General features: G+C 42.5%; 15 protein-coding genes. 3 read left to right on the top strand and 12 right to left on the bottom strand.

The annotated features are described in order from the left end of the window. Nucleotides 1-3 precede the first annotated feature (3 nt). The 10 genes from ACTHJT_RS14880 to ACTHJT_RS14835 all read right to left on the bottom strand — a co-directional run bounded on the left by ACTHJT_RS14880 (nucleotide 4) and on the right by ACTHJT_RS14835 (nucleotide 16,337). Nucleotides 4-3,675: a BamA/TamA family outer membrane protein gene (locus ACTHJT_RS14880; protein WP_440239600.1), complete on the bottom strand. Its 3,672-nt coding sequence runs from the start codon at nucleotides 3,673-3,675 to the stop codon at nucleotides 4-6. Then, on the bottom strand, nucleotides 3,675-4,502 hold the full coding sequence (locus ACTHJT_RS14875; protein ID WP_440239598.1) for an SdiA-regulated domain-containing protein: 828 nt from the start codon (nucleotides 4,500-4,502) through the stop codon (nucleotides 3,675-3,677). The genes ACTHJT_RS14880 and ACTHJT_RS14875 overlap by 1 nt, the downstream gene beginning before the upstream one ends. Next, nucleotides 4,499-6,778, bottom strand: a complete 2,280-nt coding sequence (locus ACTHJT_RS14870; protein WP_440239596.1) for a GAF domain-containing protein — start codon at nucleotides 6,776-6,778, stop codon at nucleotides 4,499-4,501. Before ACTHJT_RS14870 ends, ACTHJT_RS14875 begins: the two co-directional genes overlap by 4 nt. A gap of 175 nt (nucleotides 6,779-6,953) precedes the next feature. Beyond that, nucleotides 6,954-8,093, bottom strand: a complete 1,140-nt coding sequence (locus tag ACTHJT_RS14865; RefSeq protein WP_440239594.1) for a DUF748 domain-containing protein — start codon at nucleotides 8,091-8,093, stop codon at nucleotides 6,954-6,956. A 286-nt stretch (nucleotides 8,094-8,379) separates the two neighbouring features. After that, nucleotides 8,380-10,101 carry a biosynthetic-type acetolactate synthase large subunit gene (gene ilvB / locus ACTHJT_RS14860; protein WP_440239592.1) on the bottom strand — a complete coding sequence of 574 codons (1,722 nt, stop codon included), beginning with the start codon at nucleotides 10,099-10,101 and terminating at the stop codon, nucleotides 8,380-8,382. A gap of 16 nt (nucleotides 10,102-10,117) precedes the next feature. Further along, the gene (gene ilvD, locus ACTHJT_RS14855) at nucleotides 10,118-11,797 is read right to left on the bottom strand and encodes a dihydroxy-acid dehydratase (RefSeq protein ID WP_440239590.1); all 1,680 of its coding nucleotides are present in this window, start codon (nucleotides 11,795-11,797) and stop codon (nucleotides 10,118-10,120) included. Nucleotides 11,798-11,813: 16 nt separating this feature from the next. Further along, nucleotides 11,814-12,896, bottom strand: a complete 1,083-nt coding sequence (leuB, locus tag ACTHJT_RS14850; protein ID WP_440239588.1) for a 3-isopropylmalate dehydrogenase — start codon at nucleotides 12,894-12,896, stop codon at nucleotides 11,814-11,816. 169 nt (nucleotides 12,897-13,065) lie between these two features. Continuing rightward, nucleotides 13,066-13,671 (bottom strand): 3-isopropylmalate dehydratase small subunit, encoded by a 606-nt coding sequence (gene leuD / locus ACTHJT_RS14845; RefSeq protein WP_440239586.1) that lies wholly within the window; start codon nucleotides 13,669-13,671, stop codon nucleotides 13,066-13,068. A gap of 59 nt (nucleotides 13,672-13,730) precedes the next feature. Beyond that, nucleotides 13,731-15,131, bottom strand: coding sequence for a 3-isopropylmalate dehydratase large subunit (gene leuC / locus ACTHJT_RS14840; protein ID WP_440239584.1), 1,401 nt, complete (start codon nucleotides 15,129-15,131; stop codon nucleotides 13,731-13,733). 45 nt (nucleotides 15,132-15,176) lie between these two features. Further along, on the bottom strand, nucleotides 15,177-16,337 hold the full coding sequence (locus ACTHJT_RS14835) for a 2-isopropylmalate synthase (protein WP_440239582.1): 1,161 nt from the start codon (nucleotides 16,335-16,337) through the stop codon (nucleotides 15,177-15,179). 512 nt (nucleotides 16,338-16,849) lie between these two features. On the opposite strand from ACTHJT_RS14835, the gene ACTHJT_RS14830 reads away from it, so the two are divergent. The 3 genes from ACTHJT_RS14830 to ACTHJT_RS14820 all read left to right on the top strand — a co-directional run bounded on the left by ACTHJT_RS14830 (nucleotide 16,850) and on the right by ACTHJT_RS14820 (nucleotide 20,941). Then, complete coding sequence (locus tag ACTHJT_RS14830; protein ID WP_440239580.1) at nucleotides 16,850-17,950, top strand: vWA domain-containing protein; 1,101 nt, start codon at nucleotides 16,850-16,852, stop codon at nucleotides 17,948-17,950. A 141-nt stretch (nucleotides 17,951-18,091) separates the two neighbouring features. Next, nucleotides 18,092-19,627: a sigma 54-interacting transcriptional regulator gene (locus tag ACTHJT_RS14825; protein WP_440239578.1), complete on the top strand. Its 1,536-nt coding sequence runs from the start codon at nucleotides 18,092-18,094 to the stop codon at nucleotides 19,625-19,627. Nucleotides 19,628-19,732: 105 nt separating this feature from the next. Beyond that, the gene (locus tag ACTHJT_RS14820) at nucleotides 19,733-20,941 is read left to right on the top strand and encodes a hypothetical protein (protein WP_440239576.1); all 1,209 of its coding nucleotides are present in this window, start codon (nucleotides 19,733-19,735) and stop codon (nucleotides 20,939-20,941) included. Here the strand turns inward: ACTHJT_RS14820 and ACTHJT_RS14815 are convergent. After that, the gene (locus ACTHJT_RS14815) at nucleotides 20,912-21,784 is read right to left on the bottom strand and encodes an aldose 1-epimerase family protein (protein WP_440239574.1); all 873 of its coding nucleotides are present in this window, start codon (nucleotides 21,782-21,784) and stop codon (nucleotides 20,912-20,914) included. The two genes, ACTHJT_RS14820 and ACTHJT_RS14815, sit on opposite strands and share 30 nt — an antisense overlap. Further along, a partial coding sequence (locus tag ACTHJT_RS14810; RefSeq protein WP_440239572.1) for a TerC family protein occupies nucleotides 21,781-22,482 on the bottom strand: 702 nt, incomplete at its 5' end. The genes ACTHJT_RS14810 and ACTHJT_RS14815, both read right to left, overlap by 4 nt.

Below are 22,482 nucleotides of genomic sequence, written 5' to 3'. Positions count from 1 at the left end.
TTATTATAATTTAATTCCTAATGCAATATAGGGTAGCACACCTTCTTTGGAGCAGCCCAATAACATATTTACCACCAGCAGTTTCGCAGGTACGATATATAAACCACCCCCATAACCGTCGTGCCATACGTTTGATTCTCCTCCTTTTGCCCATACACGGCCCAGATCATTAAATGCCACCAAACCTACAGAGCCCGGAAACAGATACGAAGTGAAATCAAATAATTTCATGCGTACCTCCAGATTGTAAAAAAATTTACTGTTACCGGCGAAGCGATAATTTCTGTAACCACGCAGATTAGTACTTCCGCCCAGGTAACACATCTGGAAATAATACGGATCACCGGTATTAAGGCCGCCGCCGAAATGATTTACAATAACAAAACGTGGATCTTTATGAAAACTTGTATATACTGTCATTTCAGTTTCGAATCTTCCAAAGTTCCGGTTCTTTTCATCCAACTGTTGCATGCCTGTTAAAAATGTATTCCAGTATACGCCTCGGATCGGCATAAAATCTGAATTACGTGTATCTAATTGGAAGCCGCCGATCAATCCTGCAAACACTTTTTTAGTGAATACGTTTTCACCGGGATATGCTGCACCATATACATTAATAAATCTGCCGGCATTTTCTGAAGAGTCTGCCGCATAATACTGTCCGAGCACGCCGCCATACAATTTAAAGGTATGTGCAAATGCGTGTTCCAGCTTTATCTGTGCCGTAATTAAATTATAGCGTGTACGGTAATAGGTAATGGGTTTCTCGCCTTCCTTCATAAATACCGTTTCGTTTCCTACGCCAAAAAAATTGGAAACGTTATCTGGTGCACGCGCATCAAAATTTATTTTCATGTCTGTTTTGCCAAGCACATCCACAAAGTGTCCATAGTACTTTACATTGGTAGCTTTGGTAGCCAGCGCATGCCCCAGCATCAACCGGTGCCGCTGCGCATAAGGTTCTTTACGGAAACCGTGTTTGGTATACTGAATGCCTGCCCCAATCCACAACCCATCATCCAGGTTATAACCACCGGTACCCTGTGGCAACAGCTGGTTGTATTGAAAGGTGCGACCGTTGTATGTATTGATTGCAGGATCGGTACTTTTATGAACAACGGCTTTTGTGCATTTCGGAAATTCATTTTCGTGATCGGAACGATCATATATAATTAAATTTTTTCTGCCGTGTACAGCTTTCGCAACCGTAAACGAATCTTTCTCACTGCCGCCGATCATGCGGACTTTAATCGGCGAACGGCCCGTGCCTGTTACATCAAACACATCATCACCGCCTCTGCCATATAAACGGATTTCCTTCGTTACTTTTTTATTGAAGGTACGATCATACAAAACATGTCCCTTACTACCATCTTTTTTGATTTTGTATACCTTTAACTGGATATCACCATTCTTAAGATAACCCAGTTCAAAATATTCATTCTTATCAGAACCTGGTACTTCAACAGTACGTGCCAGGAAGCGATAAAACTTCAAGCCATTTTTTAGTAAACTATTCCTCCGTGCAACCAGGTTGTGCAGGATCTGCTCTCCGCATTGCGCATAGATCGTATCCGGCAGTTGATGCACGGCTGCTGAAAGCAAGGAGTCTGTGAGGGTTTTCTGCAAGCCGTTCAACACATCTATCCATTGCGCTTCGCTCAGTTCGTGTAAAAAGAATCGATCGAAATAGCGGGCGTTGAACATAAACCCATTTACATCCCTGATCTTGTCATTAAAACCCTGCAACTTGGGCATGGCCCATTTGCGGGCGGCAATATAAGGCAGCACACCTGAGTTAATAAAATATGTCTGATCCCGATCCCTGGGGATTGGTGAGAAGAGATCTGTTTTTCCAACAGATCTCTTCTCCCAGCGCCACTGATCTTCATGTCTATCCCAATCACCAATCAGCAGATCCAGCATACGTGCGGTAAGCACAGCCTTCTCATCAATACGGTTGTCGTTGTCTTCCTGCAGCTTCTCCAGTACTTTGACTGTATTGTATGTTTTTACCGTCTCAACGGATGTAGGTTCCCGCTCTTCAAACACACACACTGTATTTGCAAATTCAGAACGGTAAATACCAAGCACCGGATCATCGGATACAAATACAATCTGCGGATTTGCATGGGGTACACCCAACGCACCCGCCAGAATAGGTATGGTTAAAGGCGCGTATGGTTGTGCAGATGAGATCTGGTCCTGCACAATATTTTTTGCCACCGTGCCTCGTAGGTTTTCAGGCAATGCCTTGGCAGGATCTTTCTGCACGGTGCGCAATACCCACTCTTTGCCTGCAGCATCTTTCATGCGCAGCGACTTGGTTTGCTGGCCGCCGCCCTGTTGTAAAATCTCTAAGCCTTCTTTTTCAATATGAAATACTTTCAATGTTACCGGTGTTGCCCAAAGCTTACGGTAATTCTCGCCGAACCAAAACCGGTGTGAACCATTCACATCATCATATTCCGGCGCAATGGCAACGGTAATACTATCTTCCTGTATGGACGGTGCAATTTTTTCAGCAACAAGTTCAGGTAGTTTCTTCGCCGGCAAAACAGTATCATATACAACTGCTCTTCTTCCATCTTCATATACTTCCTGTATCAGAATTTGTGTACTACCGTCTGCACAGTAGCGCACTTCCACAAACCCACGCTGATCGGTAACATATGCCGCATGTTTTCCTTCTTTCACCCGCTCCCGGTTAATGCCCGAACCGCTGACGATGTAACGCTGCTGATTTTCAAGAATCAGTTGTAAAGAATGATCATGACCGCCAGCATAAACAACATCCGGTGCGACAGACATGGCCTCTTCAATGCGTTTCACCATGTTTTTATATTCCGGATGTTTCAGATCCTGAATGTTTCCAAATGTTCCGCGCACCAATGGATACAACGAGCCTAATACAGGTAGCGGTATATAAGCATTGTCAGACATTTCCGTAAATGGAAAGATGTGCTGCTTCAGGGTATAATACCCTCCGTGAATACCATTGCTGCGCATCGGATGATGAGATGTGAAAACAATGCGTTTATTTCTGTTCCGGTAGGCAATGTCTTTGAGAGCATTGATGACATCATCTTCGGTCTTGCAGTTGCAATCATCTTCCCTCAATGGTTTTTCAAACGGATGCAGCCACCATTGTGTATCCAGTATCACCAGTACCAGACTATCATTGATATGAATTTCTTCCGGACCGGGACATCCTTCTTTTGGCAGGAAAATTATGTTGTCTTTATTCAAACTGTCTACCCAGGCTGCTTCGCGCTTGACACGCTCCCAGCCCTGCGGACCGCTTTTCTGCCAATCATGATTTCCAGGCAGCATATATACCTTTGCCAGATGCGACTCAAACGGCAGCAGTTGTTTGGCAAGCACTTCTTCATACGTTTTGTAACCGTTGTCTTCTTTGTCCGGCAAACCCTTTTCATAAATGTTGTCGCCTAAAAAAAGGATTGTTGCCGTACTGTCTGTCCTGCTGACATAATTGGCTACCGTTTCCGGCACAATGCTTCTGCCATTTAATAAGCGCCCTGCATCTCCGATCAAAATGAAGCGATGTACAACTGCTGTATCACTTGCTGATTGGGAAATGCCTGCAAGCGGAGCAAGTACACATAAAAATGTATATAAGAAGCTGAAGAATATGTGTTGCTTTATGATACGCATTAATTATTTTTTTGAATGGGGAACTGAATGACCGTTGGCTTTCCACCATTCGCCTCATTCGATATGTATAAATTACCTTCATTGTCAAAAGTAACTCCTTCCGGCTGCTGAAACGTTGAAGCGGGTAATTTATATTCAGCAAGTACATTGTATTGTGGATCCAGCACAAGCAGCAACTTTTCAATAGATGCCACTATGTAAATTTCTTTTGTTAGCGGGTGTATGGCTACTGCTGAAGGATGCAGAACGGAAGCATTTGAAAGCTTATTCCAGTCGATGCGTTCGTTATCATGTTTAACAGGCATTCCGGTGCTGGCATCCAGTTTATAAGTTTCCGTTTCTTTATTACTGAATCCCCGCTTAGAATTTTTTGGAATTAAAGCAAGCCGGTTTTTATCCTGCAGAATATAAAAAGATTCAAACTCCGCTTTTGAGCCTTTATATTCAATCATTATTATGTCTGATATGCTGTCACCGTCATACTTCATCTTAAACACATTACCATCACTACGCAGCACATACACCATACTATCCGCAAGTTGAATTTCTTCATAATCTCCCTTCTCTCCGAAATGCAATCTGCGTTTGATACTGAATGTTTTGCTGTCCAGAACAAATATATTTCCCTGCTCATCATTGACAGCTAAAAATTCATCCCGTTGCCTGTCGTAAGCAAGGCCTGAAATTTCCTGTAAAGGTTTTTCAAGTTCAAATATAGTTATCGCATTACAATCATAGCCAGCAATCTCAAGGGTTGGTTTCTGTCTGGAATTACAGGCTACAATTGTACAGGCAATAATCAGTATATTTAAAAATGTATTTTTCATGCTTCTGCCTGAGGAGATTTCATTGTAACACGAATGGCTTTTAAGCCCACCACGCCTTGTAAGTCTTCGAGGTCAAGATATTCAATTCCTTTTTCAAGAAGTCCCTGTTTCATGTATTCGTCAATCAAACGTAAATAAGCATCGAGCTCTGTCGCATACATATACACGATGGCAAGCTTGCCGGGCTGGGTGAGGCGTTCATTTGTTTCCCGGATCAACGCTTTGTCAATACGCTTCTTTACCACTTCGTAGCGTATGCTATACGAGCCTTCCACATCAAAACGATGTTCATCTGCACGGAAGCGAATATCCAGTGGGGCTGTATTGGCAAGAATCAGTTGTGTAGTTTCAAGTTTATAGGGGATCGTATCACGCAATGATGCTGCAACCATGCCCATGTTCAACATGGTTTCAAGTTCCCATTCTTTCACCGTTGCGATCATGTCGGGCGTGATGGTAATTTCCGGACTTAACGACTGGCCTGCATAGATGGTGTATTCCCAGCCATCGGTTCTGAATTTATCAAAATAAACCGGAATGAGTTTTTTCAGTTTTTGTTCCTGCACATCCAGCACTTCTTTCAATGCGTTGTTAATACTGAACAAGCTTTCTTCATAATTCGATTCTTCCTCGTGTGAAAAATCAATCTCAAGGTCCGGATAATTTTCCAGCAGGTCCTGCGCTGCCCGCTCTATGAACAACCGCAGGTTGAGTTCCTGTTCATCGCCCAGGTTTTCTTCTGTAAAATCCTGCCATAAAGAAACATGTTCCTGCGACGTGACTTCTGTATCGCCATGCTTTAATAAAAATGTTTCAAGCATTTTTAAATTACGGTCTGAATCCCTGCGGATTGCTTTCTGTCTTTCACCGGAAGAGTTTTTAATATCCACTGCTCCATAAAAAGGCGTTAATTCTTTGAATGAAATATCCGGCAGCTTTGTATTAGGAGCCTTCTGCATCGTGTTCCACGCAACTTCATTGAACTTCCATTCTACTACCGGCTGAATCGCTGTATAGTTGTGCATAATAAAAGACTCCATCTGCTCATGCAGTTTGTTCGTCTGATAAACGATGAACTCTGAATACATAGGCATGGCCGATTCAATCTTGCGCACATCTTCCATAGAAAGCTTTTCTTCTTGCGTGCTTGCCAGTTCAATAACACCAACAAGATTCTGCTGGTGAAATACCGGTATGATGGTTAGATTTTTTACACCTTCCTCAACCAGATATTTTTTTAGCTCTGTTTTGATTACATCGTCCTCATTGAAAATCTGAATCGGATATTCCGGTGTTATGGAACACATGTCAATGAAGCGTCCTAAAAAATCATTGAGTTCTGCAGTAGTTAAATGCTTCTGAAGCATCTTGAATAAAATACTTGTGTAATTAAATGATTTATGATAGAAGATTCTCTTGTTAATGTCAATCAAAGGCAGGAACCCAACCTCAAAGGCATTCTTCTGCAACAACGATAAAGTATTTCCTTTGATGCGCAGATATGATTCTTTGCGCGACATGGTATGCATGGTTGCTACATTCTCACGCAATTGGTTTACAGCTTCAGCAACGGTTTCATCCTTGATCGTAAATAAAATGAAACCTTCCAGACCAAAGCCGGCAAGAGGTATCTGATGCTTCAGATCTTTGATCGATTCAATATTTCCTTTCGCATATTCAATCCACTCGGGATTTAATTCAGGTAGTGTGCCGGAATAGTTGATACCCACAAATTGATTGTTGGAAAGAAAATGATAATGGCGTTCAAAGCCTTCGCTTTTATCGATCAGGCGCAGCAAGGTTTGTGAAGAGTCTTTAATAAGATCTTCTACCTGGTAACATTTGCACAAAATGTCTGTGTACAGCCTGCGTGTGTATTCTTCGTTTACAAAACTGTCATGCAGATGCAGCTTCAGGTTGCCGTCTGTATCGGATATCAGTTTTTTAAATTCCTGTGAATAAGAAAAAAATTTCATCGGAGAAGATGGTGTTCCGATAGCATATAAATGATTGGCTCCTAAAGATGGATAGTGATTGATATAAATCAGGTCGAGCAGATCAGCAAATGGCTCCAGTACCGACCAGTCTTTGATCGGTTCAAGCAATACAGGATTTTGCTCTACAATCCCGGCAATCGATTTTAAATACGATTTATAAATTTCATTATCCGTTTGCCGGATCTGTGCATGAATGAAATTCAGATACGGTTTAAAAGACAGCTCCCAGTGCAATGCAAATGCAAAACGAAAAGGAACGTGTACCGAAAGCGTTTTCAATGGGGAATTTTGTTTAGCTAACTTACCTTAGCCTTCAATACTAATGAACTGAAAGCTAAGGTAATTTAACTATTTTTTTGATTCACAAATCAAAGCTGCATTAAATATTGCTTTCCGGAATCCAAATTGAAAATTATTTTACCATTTCAACTTTCTGAAACAATATAAGCGGGAGTTATTCGTCTTTCTTCTCTTTCACTTTAAAAAACAGGAATTTCTTTTCCTTTTCTTCTCCATTATTATTGAAGGATACCGAGTCGTCAAGGGATTTTTTATATGCTTCTATAAAGGCATTCTTTACGACACGCACAACGGTCGTGAAAATGTCTGTATCTATTTTCTTATCCAGTTTTCCTTCCACCGGAATTTTGGTAGCGAAACGATCTTTCGGATGGTTCTTAAATACTTCAAACGTTGTTCCTACTGCCGCCTGCCAAAGCTTCTGCATAAATGTAGGTCCGTCTTCATCCCAGTTCAGTACGTCTACATCTTCAAGTACAGGCTTCACGTAGCCTGATACGTTTGCATCCTTCACTGACATTTCACTGTAAATAGAAAGTTTTCCTTTTTCAAAATCAAACTTACCGTAAGCCTTCGCAAAATCATTGAGAGCTGTTAAACTGATGTTCGTGAATTCCATATTGATGTCGGCATCCGGTACCTGCTTCAGCACATTCATATGTCCTTTCAGCGAAAGATTTCCGCCGCCGATTGAGCTGCCGCTTATGATAAGTTCGGAAGGCAATGCTTTTTCCTTGTCTTCGACATTCGATAGGTTGGTAGCCAGGAGTTCAAGCCGGTTGATGAAGATGTCGACTTTCGGACTGGCATGAAAATCGTTGTATTTGATTTTGCCGTTATGAATCTGGAACTTGTTAATATCAATCGGCAATAATTTATCAAGCGGCTCTGTCCAGTCTGTACCGGCACCGGTTTGCGATGTTTCTTTCGTCGGGCCCGCAACAAAGGTCAGCTCCGGATCATCAAAGGTTACCTTCGCTTTCACGGCACCTTTAAACAAGGCTTTCCATTCCACCGACAAATCAATGACAGGTGCAATCAAAAACGGTACGGGCACTTTACCGCTGGTTTTATTGATCTCCAAACCATTGATGACATACGCACCACGGATCAGCCAGATGTCAACATCGTTCACATGTCCGCTGTATTCACCCATGTCTGCAAGTGTTTTATTCAGATAGTTTTTAACGATCGTTGGCAATAGCAGCCGGAAAATAATCAGTCCGACAATGATCACTGAAAGGGTAATGGTAACAATCTTTTTTTTCTTCGATAAATTCTTAAAAAAACTCATAGCTATACTCGTTTAACTTGCAATCTAAAATAATGCTTCTGAACATGCCTGTTTACGCCATGTTCAGAAGCTCTTATATTAATTTACAATTAAAATATTTTAATGGGGAAGCTTTTTAAGAAAATAAATTTTTGTGTGGAGATGATGTAAAAGATGCGTGGAATGATATAATAAAATGAGAAGAAGGAAAATGTAATTTACTCTCTGCTAATTTTACTACTGTAACTGTAACAATAAAAAAGGCAGCTCTCTCAAGCTGCCTTCTCTTTTATCTTTTACGAATCAATTACTTCGTAACTTTTTCTGTTTGTGCCTTTGCAGGGTAGTAGATCGTTTCAGATAACGACGTGCCCGGTGCAACCATTGGCAATACGTTTTCTTCTTTCATTACAAACGCGTGGATCAGATACGGTCCTTTATGATCGTGTGCAACCTGGATTGCTTTTTTCAGGCCTTCTGTTGTGTCCACATAGCTTGCCTCCATGCCGCATGCTTTTGCAAGCATTACAAAGTCCGGATTCAACAGGTTAACACCGCTGTAGTTCTTCGCATAGAACTGCTCCTGCCACTGACGTACCATTCCAAGATAGTTGTTATCCAGGATCAGAATCTTCACCGGCCATTTTTCCTGTACACAGGTAACCAGTTCCTGCATGTTCATCTGGAACGAACCATCACCTGTGATACACCACACATCGTTGAATGGCAACGCTGCCTGTGCACCCATCGCAGCAGGTAAACCAAAGCCCATAGAGCCAAGCCCGCCTGATGTTAAGAAATGGTTTGGTTTCAAACGCTGGCAGTATTGTGCCGCCCACATCTGATGCTGACCAACGTCTGTTGATACAACCGCAGAACGGTCAAGCATTTCATCCAATAGTTGTATTGCCGATACCTGCGTGAACTTGCTGTAATCAGCTTCCTGTAACGGAAACTCTTCGCGCCATTCGTTCAACTTTGCTACCCAAGCAGCTCTGTCGCGGATATTATTCTCCGTACGTGTGTCCGGCATGCGGTCGATAACCGTTTTCAGATCACCGTTGATGAATACTTGTGTCGGAACGTTTTTGCTTGATTCGCTTCTGTCAATATCAACATGAATCACTTTTGCTTTCGGAGCAAAGTCCGCAAGCTTACCTGTAATACGGTCGTCAAAACGAATACCCCAGGCAACGATCAGGTCGGCGTTCTGTACTGCTTCGTTGCAGTACTTCATACCGTGCATGCCCAACCACTGGAAGTACAACGGATCGTCGTGCTCCATGGCACCAATACCTAAGATGGTAGAGATCGCTGGAATATTTTCACGGTGTACGAATGTTCTTAATTCATCCCATGCTTTTGACAACAGGATGCCGTGTCCGCATAAGATCAACGGCCGTTCCGCATGCTTGAACAATTCAACTGCTGCAGCAATATCCTGGTCAGAGAAATTGTTTTTTACTTCGCGTTCCGGTTTTACAAATTTACTTTCCCAGTCTTCATCCAGTTCAACATATTCACCCTGGATACTTCTTGGAACGTCGATCAATACAGGGCCCGGACGGCCGCTGACAGATACTTTGTATGCTTCGCAGAAAATATCTGCTGCATTTGAAAGATCGTTGATCAGATATGTTTTTTTCGTGATCGGGATACAGATACCAGTAATATCTGTTTCCTGAAACGCATCAGAACCAATTAAGTGTAAAGCTACCTGCCCGGTGATCGCAACCATCGGCACGCTATCTGCATAAGCATCTGCAATACCTGTTACCAGGTTTGTAGCACCCGGTCCTGATGTTGCCAGACAAAAGCCCGGACGGCCGCTTACGCGTGCGTAACCATTTGCCATGAAGGCTGCACCCTGCTCATGACGGACCAGGACGCAATTTAAGCTGCTATATGCAAGTGCATCATAGATAGGTAGAATTGCTCCGCCCGGATAGGCGAACAGGTCGCGCGCATCCAACAATTCAATGATGCGGACAATGTACTCTGCTCCTCTTAATTTAATCTTCGGCTTCATATAGCTAGCTTTTTAATTAATTATCGGTTACGCATCCTTCAGATGCTGAAGCTACTGTTTTCATATATTTATACAACACGCCAGACGTAGCTCTTGGCGCTGGTTTTACCCATGCAGCACGGCGTTTGCTGATTTCTTCTTCAGAAATCTTTACTTCAAGGATTCTGTTAACAGCATCAATTAAAATGATGTCTCCGTTTTTAACCAGACCGATTGTACCGCCATCGATGGCTTCCGGGGTGATGTGGCCTACCACGAAACCGTGTGTACCGCCAGAGAAACGACCATCTGTAATCAATGCACATTCGTTACCTAAGCCCAAGCCCATCAATAATGCTGTTGGTTTCAACATTTCCGGCATACCGGGACCGCCTTTCGGACCTACATTGCGAATGACAATCACTTCGCCTGCTTTCACCTCGTTCGCCTCTAAGCCTTTGTTTACGGCCTCTTCAGAGTCGTATACGCGAGCCGGCCCTTCGAAGAATGTTCCCTCTTTACCAGTGATCTTCGCTACAGAACCTTGTGGAGCAAGGTTGCCATAAAGAATCTGTAAGTGGCCTGTCTGTTTGATCGGATTTTCCCAGGCATACATCAAGTCCTGGTTGTTTGGAAGATCCTGCGCTTCTTTCAGGTTCTCACCAACTGTTTTACCTGTTACCGTCATACAATCTAAATGTAATAGATTGTGCTTTGCTAACAGACGCATTACAGAAGGTACGCCGCCGATCGCGTCCATATCTTCCATCATGTACTTGCCGCTTGGTTTTAAGTCTGCCAGTAACGGTGTTGTATTGCTGATTCGCTGGAAATCATCAATCGTTAATTTAACGCCTGCTGCTTTTGCAATTGCAATCAAGTGCATAACCGCATTTGTAGAACCACCCAATACCATGATTACACGCATTGCGTTTTCAAACGCCTGGAATGTCATGATATCACGAGGCTTGATATCTCTTTCAAGGAGCATCATCATGGTTTGACCAAGTGCTAATGTCTCCGCTTTTTTCTTTTCGCTTGTTGCAGGAGCTGTTGAAGAATATGGAAGTGTTAATCCCATTGCTTCAATCGCTGATGCCATTGTGTTTGCTGTGTACATACCACCGCAGGCACCTGCACCCGGACAAGCATTTTTAATTACGCCCTGGTAGTCTTCTTCAGAAATTGTACCGGCAACTTTTTTACCCAATGCTTCGAATGCAGAAACGATATTCAGCTTCTCGCCTTTATAGTGACCGGAGTGAATCGTACCTCCATACACCATGATTGACGGGCGGTTCAAACGAGCCATCGCCATTACAGCACCCGGCATGTTTTTATCGCAACCGACAACGGTTACCAATGCATCGTAGTAGTGAGCACCGCAGATGGTTTCGATTGAATCAGCGATTACATCGCGTGATACCAACGAATAACGCATCCCTTCTGTACCCATTGAAATACCGTCACTCACACCGATTGTATTGAAACCAAGTCCAACCATGCCGTTGCGCGTGATGCTACCTTTTACTTGTCCGGCAAGGATGTTCAGGTGCATGTTACATGTATTACCATCAAAACCTGTACTACCGATACCAACAAGTGGTTTCTTAAAATCTTCGTCTGTAAAACCAGCACCATACATCATTGCCTGTGAGGCAGGCTGTGTTGGATCCTGGGTTAATCTTTTACTGATTTTATTTAATTCGTTTGCCATTGTACTCAAAAACTGATTAAGCGGTTACCTTTGCGTTTTTCTCTACCAATTTCGCGATGTAAGCACCTACTTCTGTTGTAGAGCTTGGGTTCTCGCGACGGATGTCTACTGTTACGATACCATCTTCCAGAGATTTTACTACAGCATTGCGGATCGCTTTTGCTTCTTCCAGTAAACCAAAAGATGTTTCTAATAACATAGCAGCCGATAAGATGGCAGCACAAGGGTTGGCAATGTTCTTGCCAGCGCCTTCAGGATATGATCCGTGGATTGGTTCGTATAATGCAACCGCGCTTCCTACAGAAGCAGAAGGCAACATACCCATGGAGCCTGTGATTACAGAAGCTTCATCTGTAATGATATCACCAAACATGTTTTCTGTTAATACAACATCGAAGTATGCAGGTTGTGTAATAATTTTCATTGCAGCGTTATCAACGAACATAAAGTCAAGCTCTACATCCGGATAGTGTGCAGCGTGGAATTCTTTTACTACTTCTCTCCATAAACGGGAAGAAGCCAATACGTTTGCTTTATCAACCAATGTGACGCGGTTACGACGGATACGGGCTGCCTCGAAAGCATTTTTGCTGATGCGCTCAATCTCTGCACGCGTGTATGTACATGTATCGAAAGCCATGTTACCATCTTCGCTGCGACCACGCGTACCGAAGTAGATACCGCCAGTCAACTCACGGAACACAACAAAGTCAACGCCGCTTACTAAGTCTGCACGTAATGGAGAAGCGTTTTCAAGTATTTTGTAAGTAGCTACCGGGCGGATGTTTGCAAACAGACCCAACGCCTTACGCATAGCAAGCAAGCCTTGTTCAGGGCGAACTTTTGCTTTAGGATCGTTATCGTATTTCGGGTGGCCGATTGCACCGAATAAAATTGCATCTGCAGACTGACATACTTTAAGTGTTTCGTCCGGGAAAGGGTTTCCTGTAGCATCAATTGCTACAGCACCTACTAAAGCTTCTGTATAGTGGAATTTATGACCAAAAGATTTTTCGATCGCGTTTAACACTAAAAGTGCCTGATCCGTAACTTCCGGACCGATACCATCCCCTTTTAATACTGCAATTTTCTTTTCCATTTGTTTTGTGCTGAATGCTTAAAGCTTAAGGCCTTAAGCTGTTCGATTAAAATTTATACTACCTAGTTCTATTTTAGAAGATGGATAGCGAGCCCTCCATCTTTATTTATCTCGTATTTAATTTAGTGCAAAAAGCTTTAGGCCTTAAACCTTCCGCTTTAGGCAGCAATTAAGCTAAAAGGCTTAAATACTTAGAAGTCTTCTCGTACGCTTCGATCTTATCTTTAATGCTCAATACATAATCGATATCATCGTAACCATTGATCAGACAAGTTTTTTTGTATTCGTTGATCACAAAACTTTCTTTCAAATCTGTACCAGCGATTGAAATAGTCTGGTTAGCTAAATCAACAATCAGCTCCTGCTTTGCATTTGCAGCTACTGCATCAAAAATGCTTTTTAAGAAAGCATCTGATACCTGTACCGGAAGAATGCCGTTGTTTAAAGCATTACCACGGAAGATATCTGCAAAGAAAGAAGATACTACTACTTTGAACCCGGCGTCACCGATTGCCCACGCAGCGTGCTCTCTTGAAGAACCGCATCCGAAGTTTTTCCCCGCTACAAGAATCTGTCCGCTGTATAACGGATTGTTCATTACGAAATCTGCTTTCGGTGTACCGTCCTGGTTGTATCTCCAGTCGCAGAAAAGGCTTTTACCAAAACCTTCTTTTGTAGTTGCCTTTAAGAAACGTGCAGGTATAATTTGATCTGTATCCACATCTTCAATAGGAAGAGGTACTACAGTTGATTTTATTGTTGTAAATTTTTCCATTGTTTCGGAATATTTTAAAGTCTTAAGTTCTGTTTACTAAATGAATCTGAATGTTGTGATTAGTTCAACATTTCACGTACATCTACAATTTTGCCGCTTACTGCGATTGCTGCTGCAGTCAACGGACTTACAAGCAATGTGCGAGCTCCTGGACCTTGACGGCCTTCGAAGTTACGGTTTGATGTAGATACACAATATTCACCTTTAGGAACTTTGTCTTCATTCATAGCAAGACATGCAGAACAACCCGGCTCTCTTAATTCGAACCCAGCTTCAGCCAATACCTTATCGATACCTTCAGCGATTGCCTGTTTTTCAACCTGCTTGGAACCCGGTACGATCAACGCATTGATGTTTGCTGCTTTCTTTTTGCCTTTTACAAAATCAGCAAACTGTCTTAAGTCTTCGATACGGCCGTTTGTACAGCTGCCTAAGAATACCCAGTTTACCTGTTTGCCGATCAACGAATCACCTGCATGGAAGCCCATGTAATCAAGCGCTTTGTTGAATGTTACTTTATTGCTTTCTTCGATCTGATCGATCGTAGGAATTTTTTTATTTACACTGATACCCATGCCCGGGTTTGTTCCGTAAGTAATCATCGGACCAATATCAGCAGCATCGTATTTCAATGTTTTATCAAATGTCGCGTCTGCATCAGAGAACAATGTTTTCCAGTATGCAACTGCTTCATCCCATTTCGCGCCTTTCGGAGCAAACTCACGACCTTTGATGTAGTTGAATGTAGTTTCATCCGGAGCGATCATACCGCCGCGTGCACCCATTTCAATACTCATGTTGCAGATCGTCATACGTGCTTCCATAGAAAGCGACGTGATTGCCGAACCACAGTACTCAACGAAATAACCTGTACCACCTGCTGCAGAGATCTGAGAAATCACATAAAGAATAACATCTTTCGCTGTTACGCCTTTAGCAAGTTTGCCGTTGATTTCAATTTTCATTGTCTTAGGTTTTGACTGCATCAAACATTGTGTAGCCAATACCTGTTCAACTTCTGAAGTACCAATACCAAATGCGATTGAACCAAACGCACCGTGTGTAGATGTATGTGAATCACCGCAAACGATTGTCATACCCGGAAGTGTTGTTCCTGTTTCAGGACCAACTACGTGTACAACACCTTGAGACGAGTGTCCTAAACCATAAAGTGTAACGCCGAATTTGTTGCAGTTTTCAGTAAGCTTGTCTACCTGAAACCGGGATAATTCTTCAACGATCGGTAAATTCTGTCCCTTTGTAGGAACGTTGTGATCAGGTGTAGCCAATGTTCTTTCCGGACGGAAAACACCGATACCTCTTTTTTCTATACCAGCAAATGCCTGCGGGCTTGTTACTTCGTGAATCAACTGTTTATCGATGTACAGGATGCTCGGACCATCTTTAACTTCTGTTACAACGTGTGCATTCCAAACTTTCTCAAATAAAGTCTTTCCCATTTCTATATTCAGATACTTATATTATGATATACTTATTTTCAATGATTACTTCGCGTACACTTTACCACGCATTAATTCGTGTAAGTTTTCGTCTTCTACTTTTCTCAAGTGGTCTGCCATATCCAGGAATTGTGTATATGCCTGATCCAATTGTTCTTTAGAAAGCATGTAGCCGATTGTTGCCAAACGGTGGTTCAATGCTGCGCGGCCGCTGCGCGCTGTAAGGATGATCGATGAAGAGTCAGCACCAACTGCTGCCGGATCAATGATCTCATATGTTTCACGGTGCTTCAGGAAGCCGTCCTGGTGAATACCTGAAGAGTGTGCGAAGGCATTTCTTCCGACAATTGCTTTGTTCGCCTGAACCTGCATACGCATTAACGTTGATACCAGGTGACTTGTCGGAACCAGTTTCTTCGGATTGATACCTGTTTCAAGTCCTAATGTAGCCTTGTGGCATTCCATTGCCATTACTACTTCTTCCAATGCTGTGTTACCTGCACGCTCGCCGATACCGTTGATGGTACATTCAACCTGGCGGGCACCGTTCTGCAAGGCAGCAAGCGAGTTTGCCGTTGCCAAACCCAAATCGTTGTGGCAATGTGCAGACAAGATTGCTTTATCAATGTTTGATACATTGTTCATCAAATATTTGATGCGCTCACCGTATTGCCATGGCAACATATATCCTGTTGTATCCGGAATGTTTACTACATCCGCACCTGCAGCGATCACGGCTTCCACCATGCGTGCAAGGAATGCTTCGTCGGCACGGCCTGCATCTTCACAGAAGAATTCAACTTCATGCACAACTTTCTTAGCCTGCTTTACAGCAGCTACAGCCATTTCAAGAATGTTCTCGCGGGTAGAACGAAGCTTGTGTTCAATATGAATATCAGAACTACCAATACCTGTGTGAATACGGCTGCGCTTTGCAAAACGCAGGGCTTCACCGGCAATATTGATGTCCGCCTCTTTGGCACGTGTAAGTGCACAAATCGTAGGGCGCGTTACTGCTTTAGTAATTTCAACAACTGAATTAAAGTCTCCTGGGCTTGAAACCGGGAACCCTGATTCGATTACGTCGACACCTAATTCGTCCAACGCTTTTGCAACGATGATTTTTTCCTCTGTGTTCAATTGACAGCCCGGGACTTGCTCACCATCTCTAAGTGTTGTGTCGAAAACGAAAATTCTCTTTCCCATAATGATACTTCGAACTATATTTTTTGTATTTCTATGCTAGCACCCGAATTCGTAAATATGTAAACCAAATTAAAACAGCTGATAATAAGCCCTTTGAATTCTATTATGGACAAAATTGCCGTGCTGATTTATAATCTTTTTCCTATTGTAAGAATACGGTATGAACAAAAATAGCTAAATATGAGCGAATACTCATGTTAAATTCCATAATTATTACGGTCTCTGACAAATGGCTGCTCTAGCTTTAGAAACAAAAAATAAAATTAATTCGTTCATTTTTAATTATTTGTAAAAAATATATTTATGAATCATTAATTAAAAGTATAGCCTCTGAATTAAAATCAGACAAAAATCACAGTTTTATAACTTTTTAAAGATGTATACTCTTTGCCTTCAGATTCTGTACCGGTTAAAAGCCAGTTTTCTGGTAGCTGAAAAATCACTTTTTCTGCATTTCCATTTAAATTTATCCCTACCTTCAACTAAATATACCAAATACGTGTTCAACTACTATGATTGGTAATAGATTTTCCACCTACGTGCCTCCTCCGGCCCCGGAAAAAGGGTTTGAAGGACTCTCAAAAATATTTCTGCACCTCCTGCAACTCACTAATGGCAACGTTTCTGAAACATTGACCTGGATGAGCGAGCTGGATCAGCAATATAAGTTTATAGACCCTGCCTACGGCATGGGCGACTTTATTGATGATCTGAAAGAAAATGGTTTTATCACGGATAATCCTGCTCAACCAGGATCCATGACTCCTACATACAAGGCTGAGCAAACAATCCGCAAATCTGCGCTGGAAGAAATTTTCGGCAAGCTGAAAAAGAACGGTCCGGGAAACCATAAGATTACGCAAAGCGGGCTCGGAGATGAGTTCAACTCTGACTCCCGCCCTTTCCAGTTCGGTGATACGCTGGACTCCATCGACATGACCTCTTCCATTCACAATGCACAGATCAATCATGGCATTGATGAATTCAAACTACACGATGAGGACCTGAACGTACGGGAACGCGAACACAAATCATCGAACTCTACCGTACTGATGATTGACATTTCGCATTCCATGATCCTGTATGGCGAAGACCGCATCACGCCTGCCCGTAAAGTGGCCATGGCTCTGGCAGAACTGATCAAAACAAAATATCCGAAAGACACGCTTGATATTATTGTATTTGGCGATGATGCCTGGCCGGTTGAAATCAAAGACCTTCCATTCTTGCAGGTAGGCCCTTACCATACCAATACCTACGCAGGCTTAGAACTTGCCATGGATATTCTGCGCAGAAGAAAAACACCCAATAAACAGATCTTCATGATTACCGATGGAAAGCCAACGTGTATCAAGGAACATGGCCGTTATTACAAAAACAGTTTTGGCCTGGATAGAAAAGTAATTACAAAAACACTAAACATGGCCGCGCAATGCAGACGTTTAAAAATACCGATCACGACTTTCATGATCGCACGCGACCCGTATCTACAGCAGTTTGTACGTGAGTTCACACAAACCAACAACGGAAAGGCCTTTTACAGTTCGCTCGACGGACTGGGTGATTTTGTTTTTGAAGATTATATGAAGAATCGCAAAAAGAACGTACGCTAAAAACGAGCATTCTTTCGATTCTAAATTCCAAAACACAAATAACAAATTCCAAACTGCCTGAAATCTGATTCCGTTTGGAATTTGTTATTTGTGTTTTGGGGTTTTTACAGACTGAATTAAATTATTGATATAAGTTTACCTATGAAGTACGACATGAAAAAAATCCGCACGCTTGGCCAGTTAAAGGCTGCGGGTTATAAATCAAAAAGTATAAAAGAAGAAATGCGCGACAACCTGATCGATGCATTAAAAAAGAAACTCAATCCGTTTACAGGTATTAAAGGTTTTGAAGATTCTGTCATTCCCCAATTACAAACAGCCATACTTGCCAAACACAACATCATCCTGCTGGGTTTGCGCGGACAGGCTAAAACGCGTATTGCACGCATGATGACGCACCTGCTGGATGAGTATATGCCGGTAGTAGCTTTTTCAGAATTGAACGATGACCCGCTGAAACCTTTATCCCGTTTCGCAATCGATGCGATCGACGAAAGCGGCGACAGCACGCCGATTCAATGGATACACAGGAGTGAACGTTACACGGAAAAGCTGGCAACGCCCGATGTATCCGTTTCTGATTTAATCGGTGACGTGGATCCGATCAAGGCTGCATCCTTAAAGTTAACCTATGCGGATGAACGCGTGATTCACTATGGCTTGATTCCACGCTCGCACCGCGGCATCTTTGTGATCAACGAATTGCCCGATCTGCAGGCGCGGATACAGGTAGCACTCTTCAACATGCTGCAGGAAGGGGATATACAGATTCGTGGTTTTAAATTACGTCTGCCGCTTGATATCCAGTTTGTATTTACTGCCAATCCGGAAGATTACACTAACCGCGGGTCAATTGTTACGCCGCTGAAAGACCGCATCGATTCACAGATCCTAACACACTATCCCAAAACTGTTACGGTTTCGAAAGAAATCACCGCACAGGAAGCCAATATCAGCGCCCACCAGCGTAAGCATGTTCACATAGATGATCTGTTGAGTATTCTTATCGAAGAAATTGCTTTCCAGGCAAGACAAAGCGAATTCGTGGATCAGAAGAGCGGTGTGTCTGCACGTATGACCATCTCTGCGATGGAAAATCTTTTCAGTTATGCTGAACGACGTATGTTCATCAACGGCGAGAAAGATACCTTTGCCCGCATCTCCGATTTGTATGCAGTAATTCCGTCCATCACCGGCAAGGTTGAATTGGTATATGAAGGCGAGCTGGAAGGTATTGCAAATGTTGCCTACTTCCTGATCGGGAAAGCCATACGCTCCGAGTTCACGCATCTGTTTCCGAACCCGGAGAAGCTGAAAAAAGACAAGAAGAAGGTAAACATCTATGCGCCGATCATTGCCTGGTTTGGCGAAGGAAATAAGATAGATATACTCAATGAAATGACCCATGAAGCGTATGAGCAAACACTGCTTTCGATACCGGGCTTAAAAGCATTGGTAGAGAAACAGGTGCCGGACGCTAGTGCTGAACAACAATTGCTGCTGATGGAGTTTGTACTGAACGGACTGGCGGAGTTTTCTCAGTTAAGCAAAACTAAGCTCGACCATGAGATGCAGTTTAAAGATCTGGTCGGTTCCATGTTTGATATCAACGACCGGACAGATGATGATGATGACGAAGACGGCGACGATGCCGGGTTTGGATTCAGCAATAATTAATCATTCAACCGCAGCCGGTTAAATTCCGGCTGCGTTAAAATACAAACAACTTTTTTTCGTTTCTGTGAATATTAGTAGTATTGCAAACTATCTGTTGCCCTTTCCATGTCGTTTCGCACATCTCTTACAAATAAAGCATATTACCTCGCTTCCGTTTACGCAGCTATTTATTGTCTCGCACTGGTTTGCTTTTTTGGCTTTGCTTATCAACCCTGGACAGACGAAGAGCATTTTTATTTTACGATACTGGAATTCATTCAGCAGCCAACATTCAATACGCTGCGGCATTATGAAGAGATGTCAACCCCGCTACCCTTTATTCTCTATGCCATTTGGGGCTGGCTGTTTAACACAGAGCTGACAATACTGCGTGTGTTTTCGCTCATCATTACTTTTGTCGCCATCGTGTCTGCCTTTCACTTATTCAAAAAAAGCGGGTTGAGTACGATTGCCTCTTTTATAAGTATTCTGGTGCTGACTATCAATCCATATTTTGCCGGCGTAAGCTTTTTTGTATACACTGATATGCTTTGTGTGCTATTTATGATCTGGGCATTTTTGTTTTTGGCACTACGCAACATTGCGGCTTCCTGTATCTGCCTGCTGCTGGCCATTCTGTGCCGTCAGTACATGGTATTTTTTATTCCTGCAACTGCTGTCTATCTATTTGCACAGGAAGGCTTTGGGATAAACCTGCGTTTAATTAAAAAAGAATTATTGTTGCTTATTCCTGTACTTGGTTTTGGGGGGTTGTTTTTATTCTGGGGCGGTGCCAGTCCGGATAATAAATTAAAGGAGTTATACATGCATCATGCCTTTTCATTTCATGCAAATGCCTTAACGGCTTATATGGCTTCAAGCATGCTGTATACGTTTCCCTTGTTATTGTTAGCGATGAAAGATCTTACCAAAAAACAGTTCTACATCGCGTTGCCAATTTCCATCGTATGGTACCTGCTGTTTCCCGTGCAAGGTTCTCAGGTGGCTGTGGAATCTATGCTGCACATTGATACCATCGGATTGATCCATAGAGCAACGCATCACTTGCCACCATTGGCAGAGCAGGCACTTTGGCTATTGTTGTTTGTACTTTCGTCTTTGGTGTTTACCATTGCCTTTGAGAAAGCAATTAAAAATCATCGATCGGTTCTATTTCTAGTATGCTGCAGTTGGTTTTTCTTTTTGCTTACCATGAGCTTGTCTTATCTCACCTGGGAAAAATACCTGCTGCCTATTCTACCTGCGCTGCTGGTATATGGCGGTATGTTGTTCGATGAAAAGCTATTAAAACAATTCGATCGAATAAGAAAATGAAGTATTGGTTTTTGGCTTCAATAGCTGAATGCTTTCCTTTTCAGTAAGCTGCTGTGTGGAATGTATATCGTCTGCAACGCCCATCCATGGCTCTAAGCAAATAAACGGTCCGGGTTTGGACCAGATTCCGAACCAGGGATAATTTTTATAATTAAAGTGAAGTCCGTGTGCCGACTTCGTTGATTTTAAAGAAATACACTCAGAGTTTAGACCTGAAACAACAATGGCATCTTTCGGGCCAAACAGATCAACAGATAATGGAAGTTTATTTTCTGTTAGTGTTACTTCTTCACGTGCATCGCCGCGAAGGCCTCCATCCAACAATACACGGCTCAGCTTTTCGGTCTTCTCAAATTCCAGGTAATAGTCTTCAAAGGTTTCATTATTTGTCAGCGGACAACGGAAGCCCGGGTGCGCGCCTATTGAAAAGTACAGGTCAGCAGCAGCCGATGGATTCTGGATTTTATATTCTACCGTTACAGTTGACTGATTGATCGTGTAAACGATATCCAGTTGAAATTCGAACGGAAAATTTTTAAGTGATGCTTCGCTTTGCTGTAACCGATATACAACAGCAGAAGATGTAGAGGAAACTAATTTAAATTCCTGGTCGCGTGCAAAGCCGTGCTGTGGCAGGCTGTATTCTTTTCCCGCATAGGTATAACGGTTGTCTTTTACTTTGCCGACAATCGGGAACAATACCGGTGCTTTACGCGGCCATACAGCAGGATCTCCCTGCCATAAGTATTCAAGTTGAGATTGTTTGTTAAAAATGCTTTGTAATTCTGCTCCCTGCGTTGATATTTCAACTTTTATAAAGGCATTCTCCAGTATACTGATCATAATTTCTCTTCCTGCTCCTGTTCTTGCTCCTTCTCTTCCTCTAGCAAAGCCTTGTGTATATTTTCCCTGGTCTTATTTCTTTTGTTTGAATACATGTTAATGCCTTCAACCAATAATGAGAAGAACATGGCAAAATAAATATATCCTTTCGGCACTGTCTGTTCAAATCCTTCAGCGATCAATAAGATACCAATCATTAGAAGGAATGCTAGCGCCAGTACTTTTACAGATGGATGTTTATTGATGAAATCACTGATCCTTTTTGCGAATACCAACATAACAAACATGGAGATGATTACTGCAATCACCATGATCTCGATATGATTGGATAGTCCTACAGCGGTTAATATGGAATCGAATGAGAATACAACATCCAGCAGAATGATCTGCATAACTGCCGTACCAAGTCCTTTGTTGATTTTCTCTTCTTCAATCTCTACGTGACCCTCCATCTTTTCATAAATTTCGGTCGTGCTTTTATATACGAGAAACAAACCGCCGGCAATAAGAATCAAGTCTCTCCAGCTGAATGAAAGGTCCATGATAGAGAACAAACCTTTGTCCATACCCACCAGGTAGGTAATGAAAGAAAGCAGTAGGATACGGATAAGTAGTGCGCCTGATAAACCTATGAAACGCGCTTTTGATTGAATGTCTTCATTCAATTTATCGGATATAATTGAAATAAAAATAACATT

It is taken from the genome of Cytophaga sp., from assembly GCF_051961495.1.
Taxonomy (GTDB): domain Bacteria; phylum Bacteroidota; class Bacteroidia; order Cytophagales; family Cytophagaceae; genus Cytophaga.
This window is presented reverse-complemented; position numbering and strand designations above follow the sequence as displayed.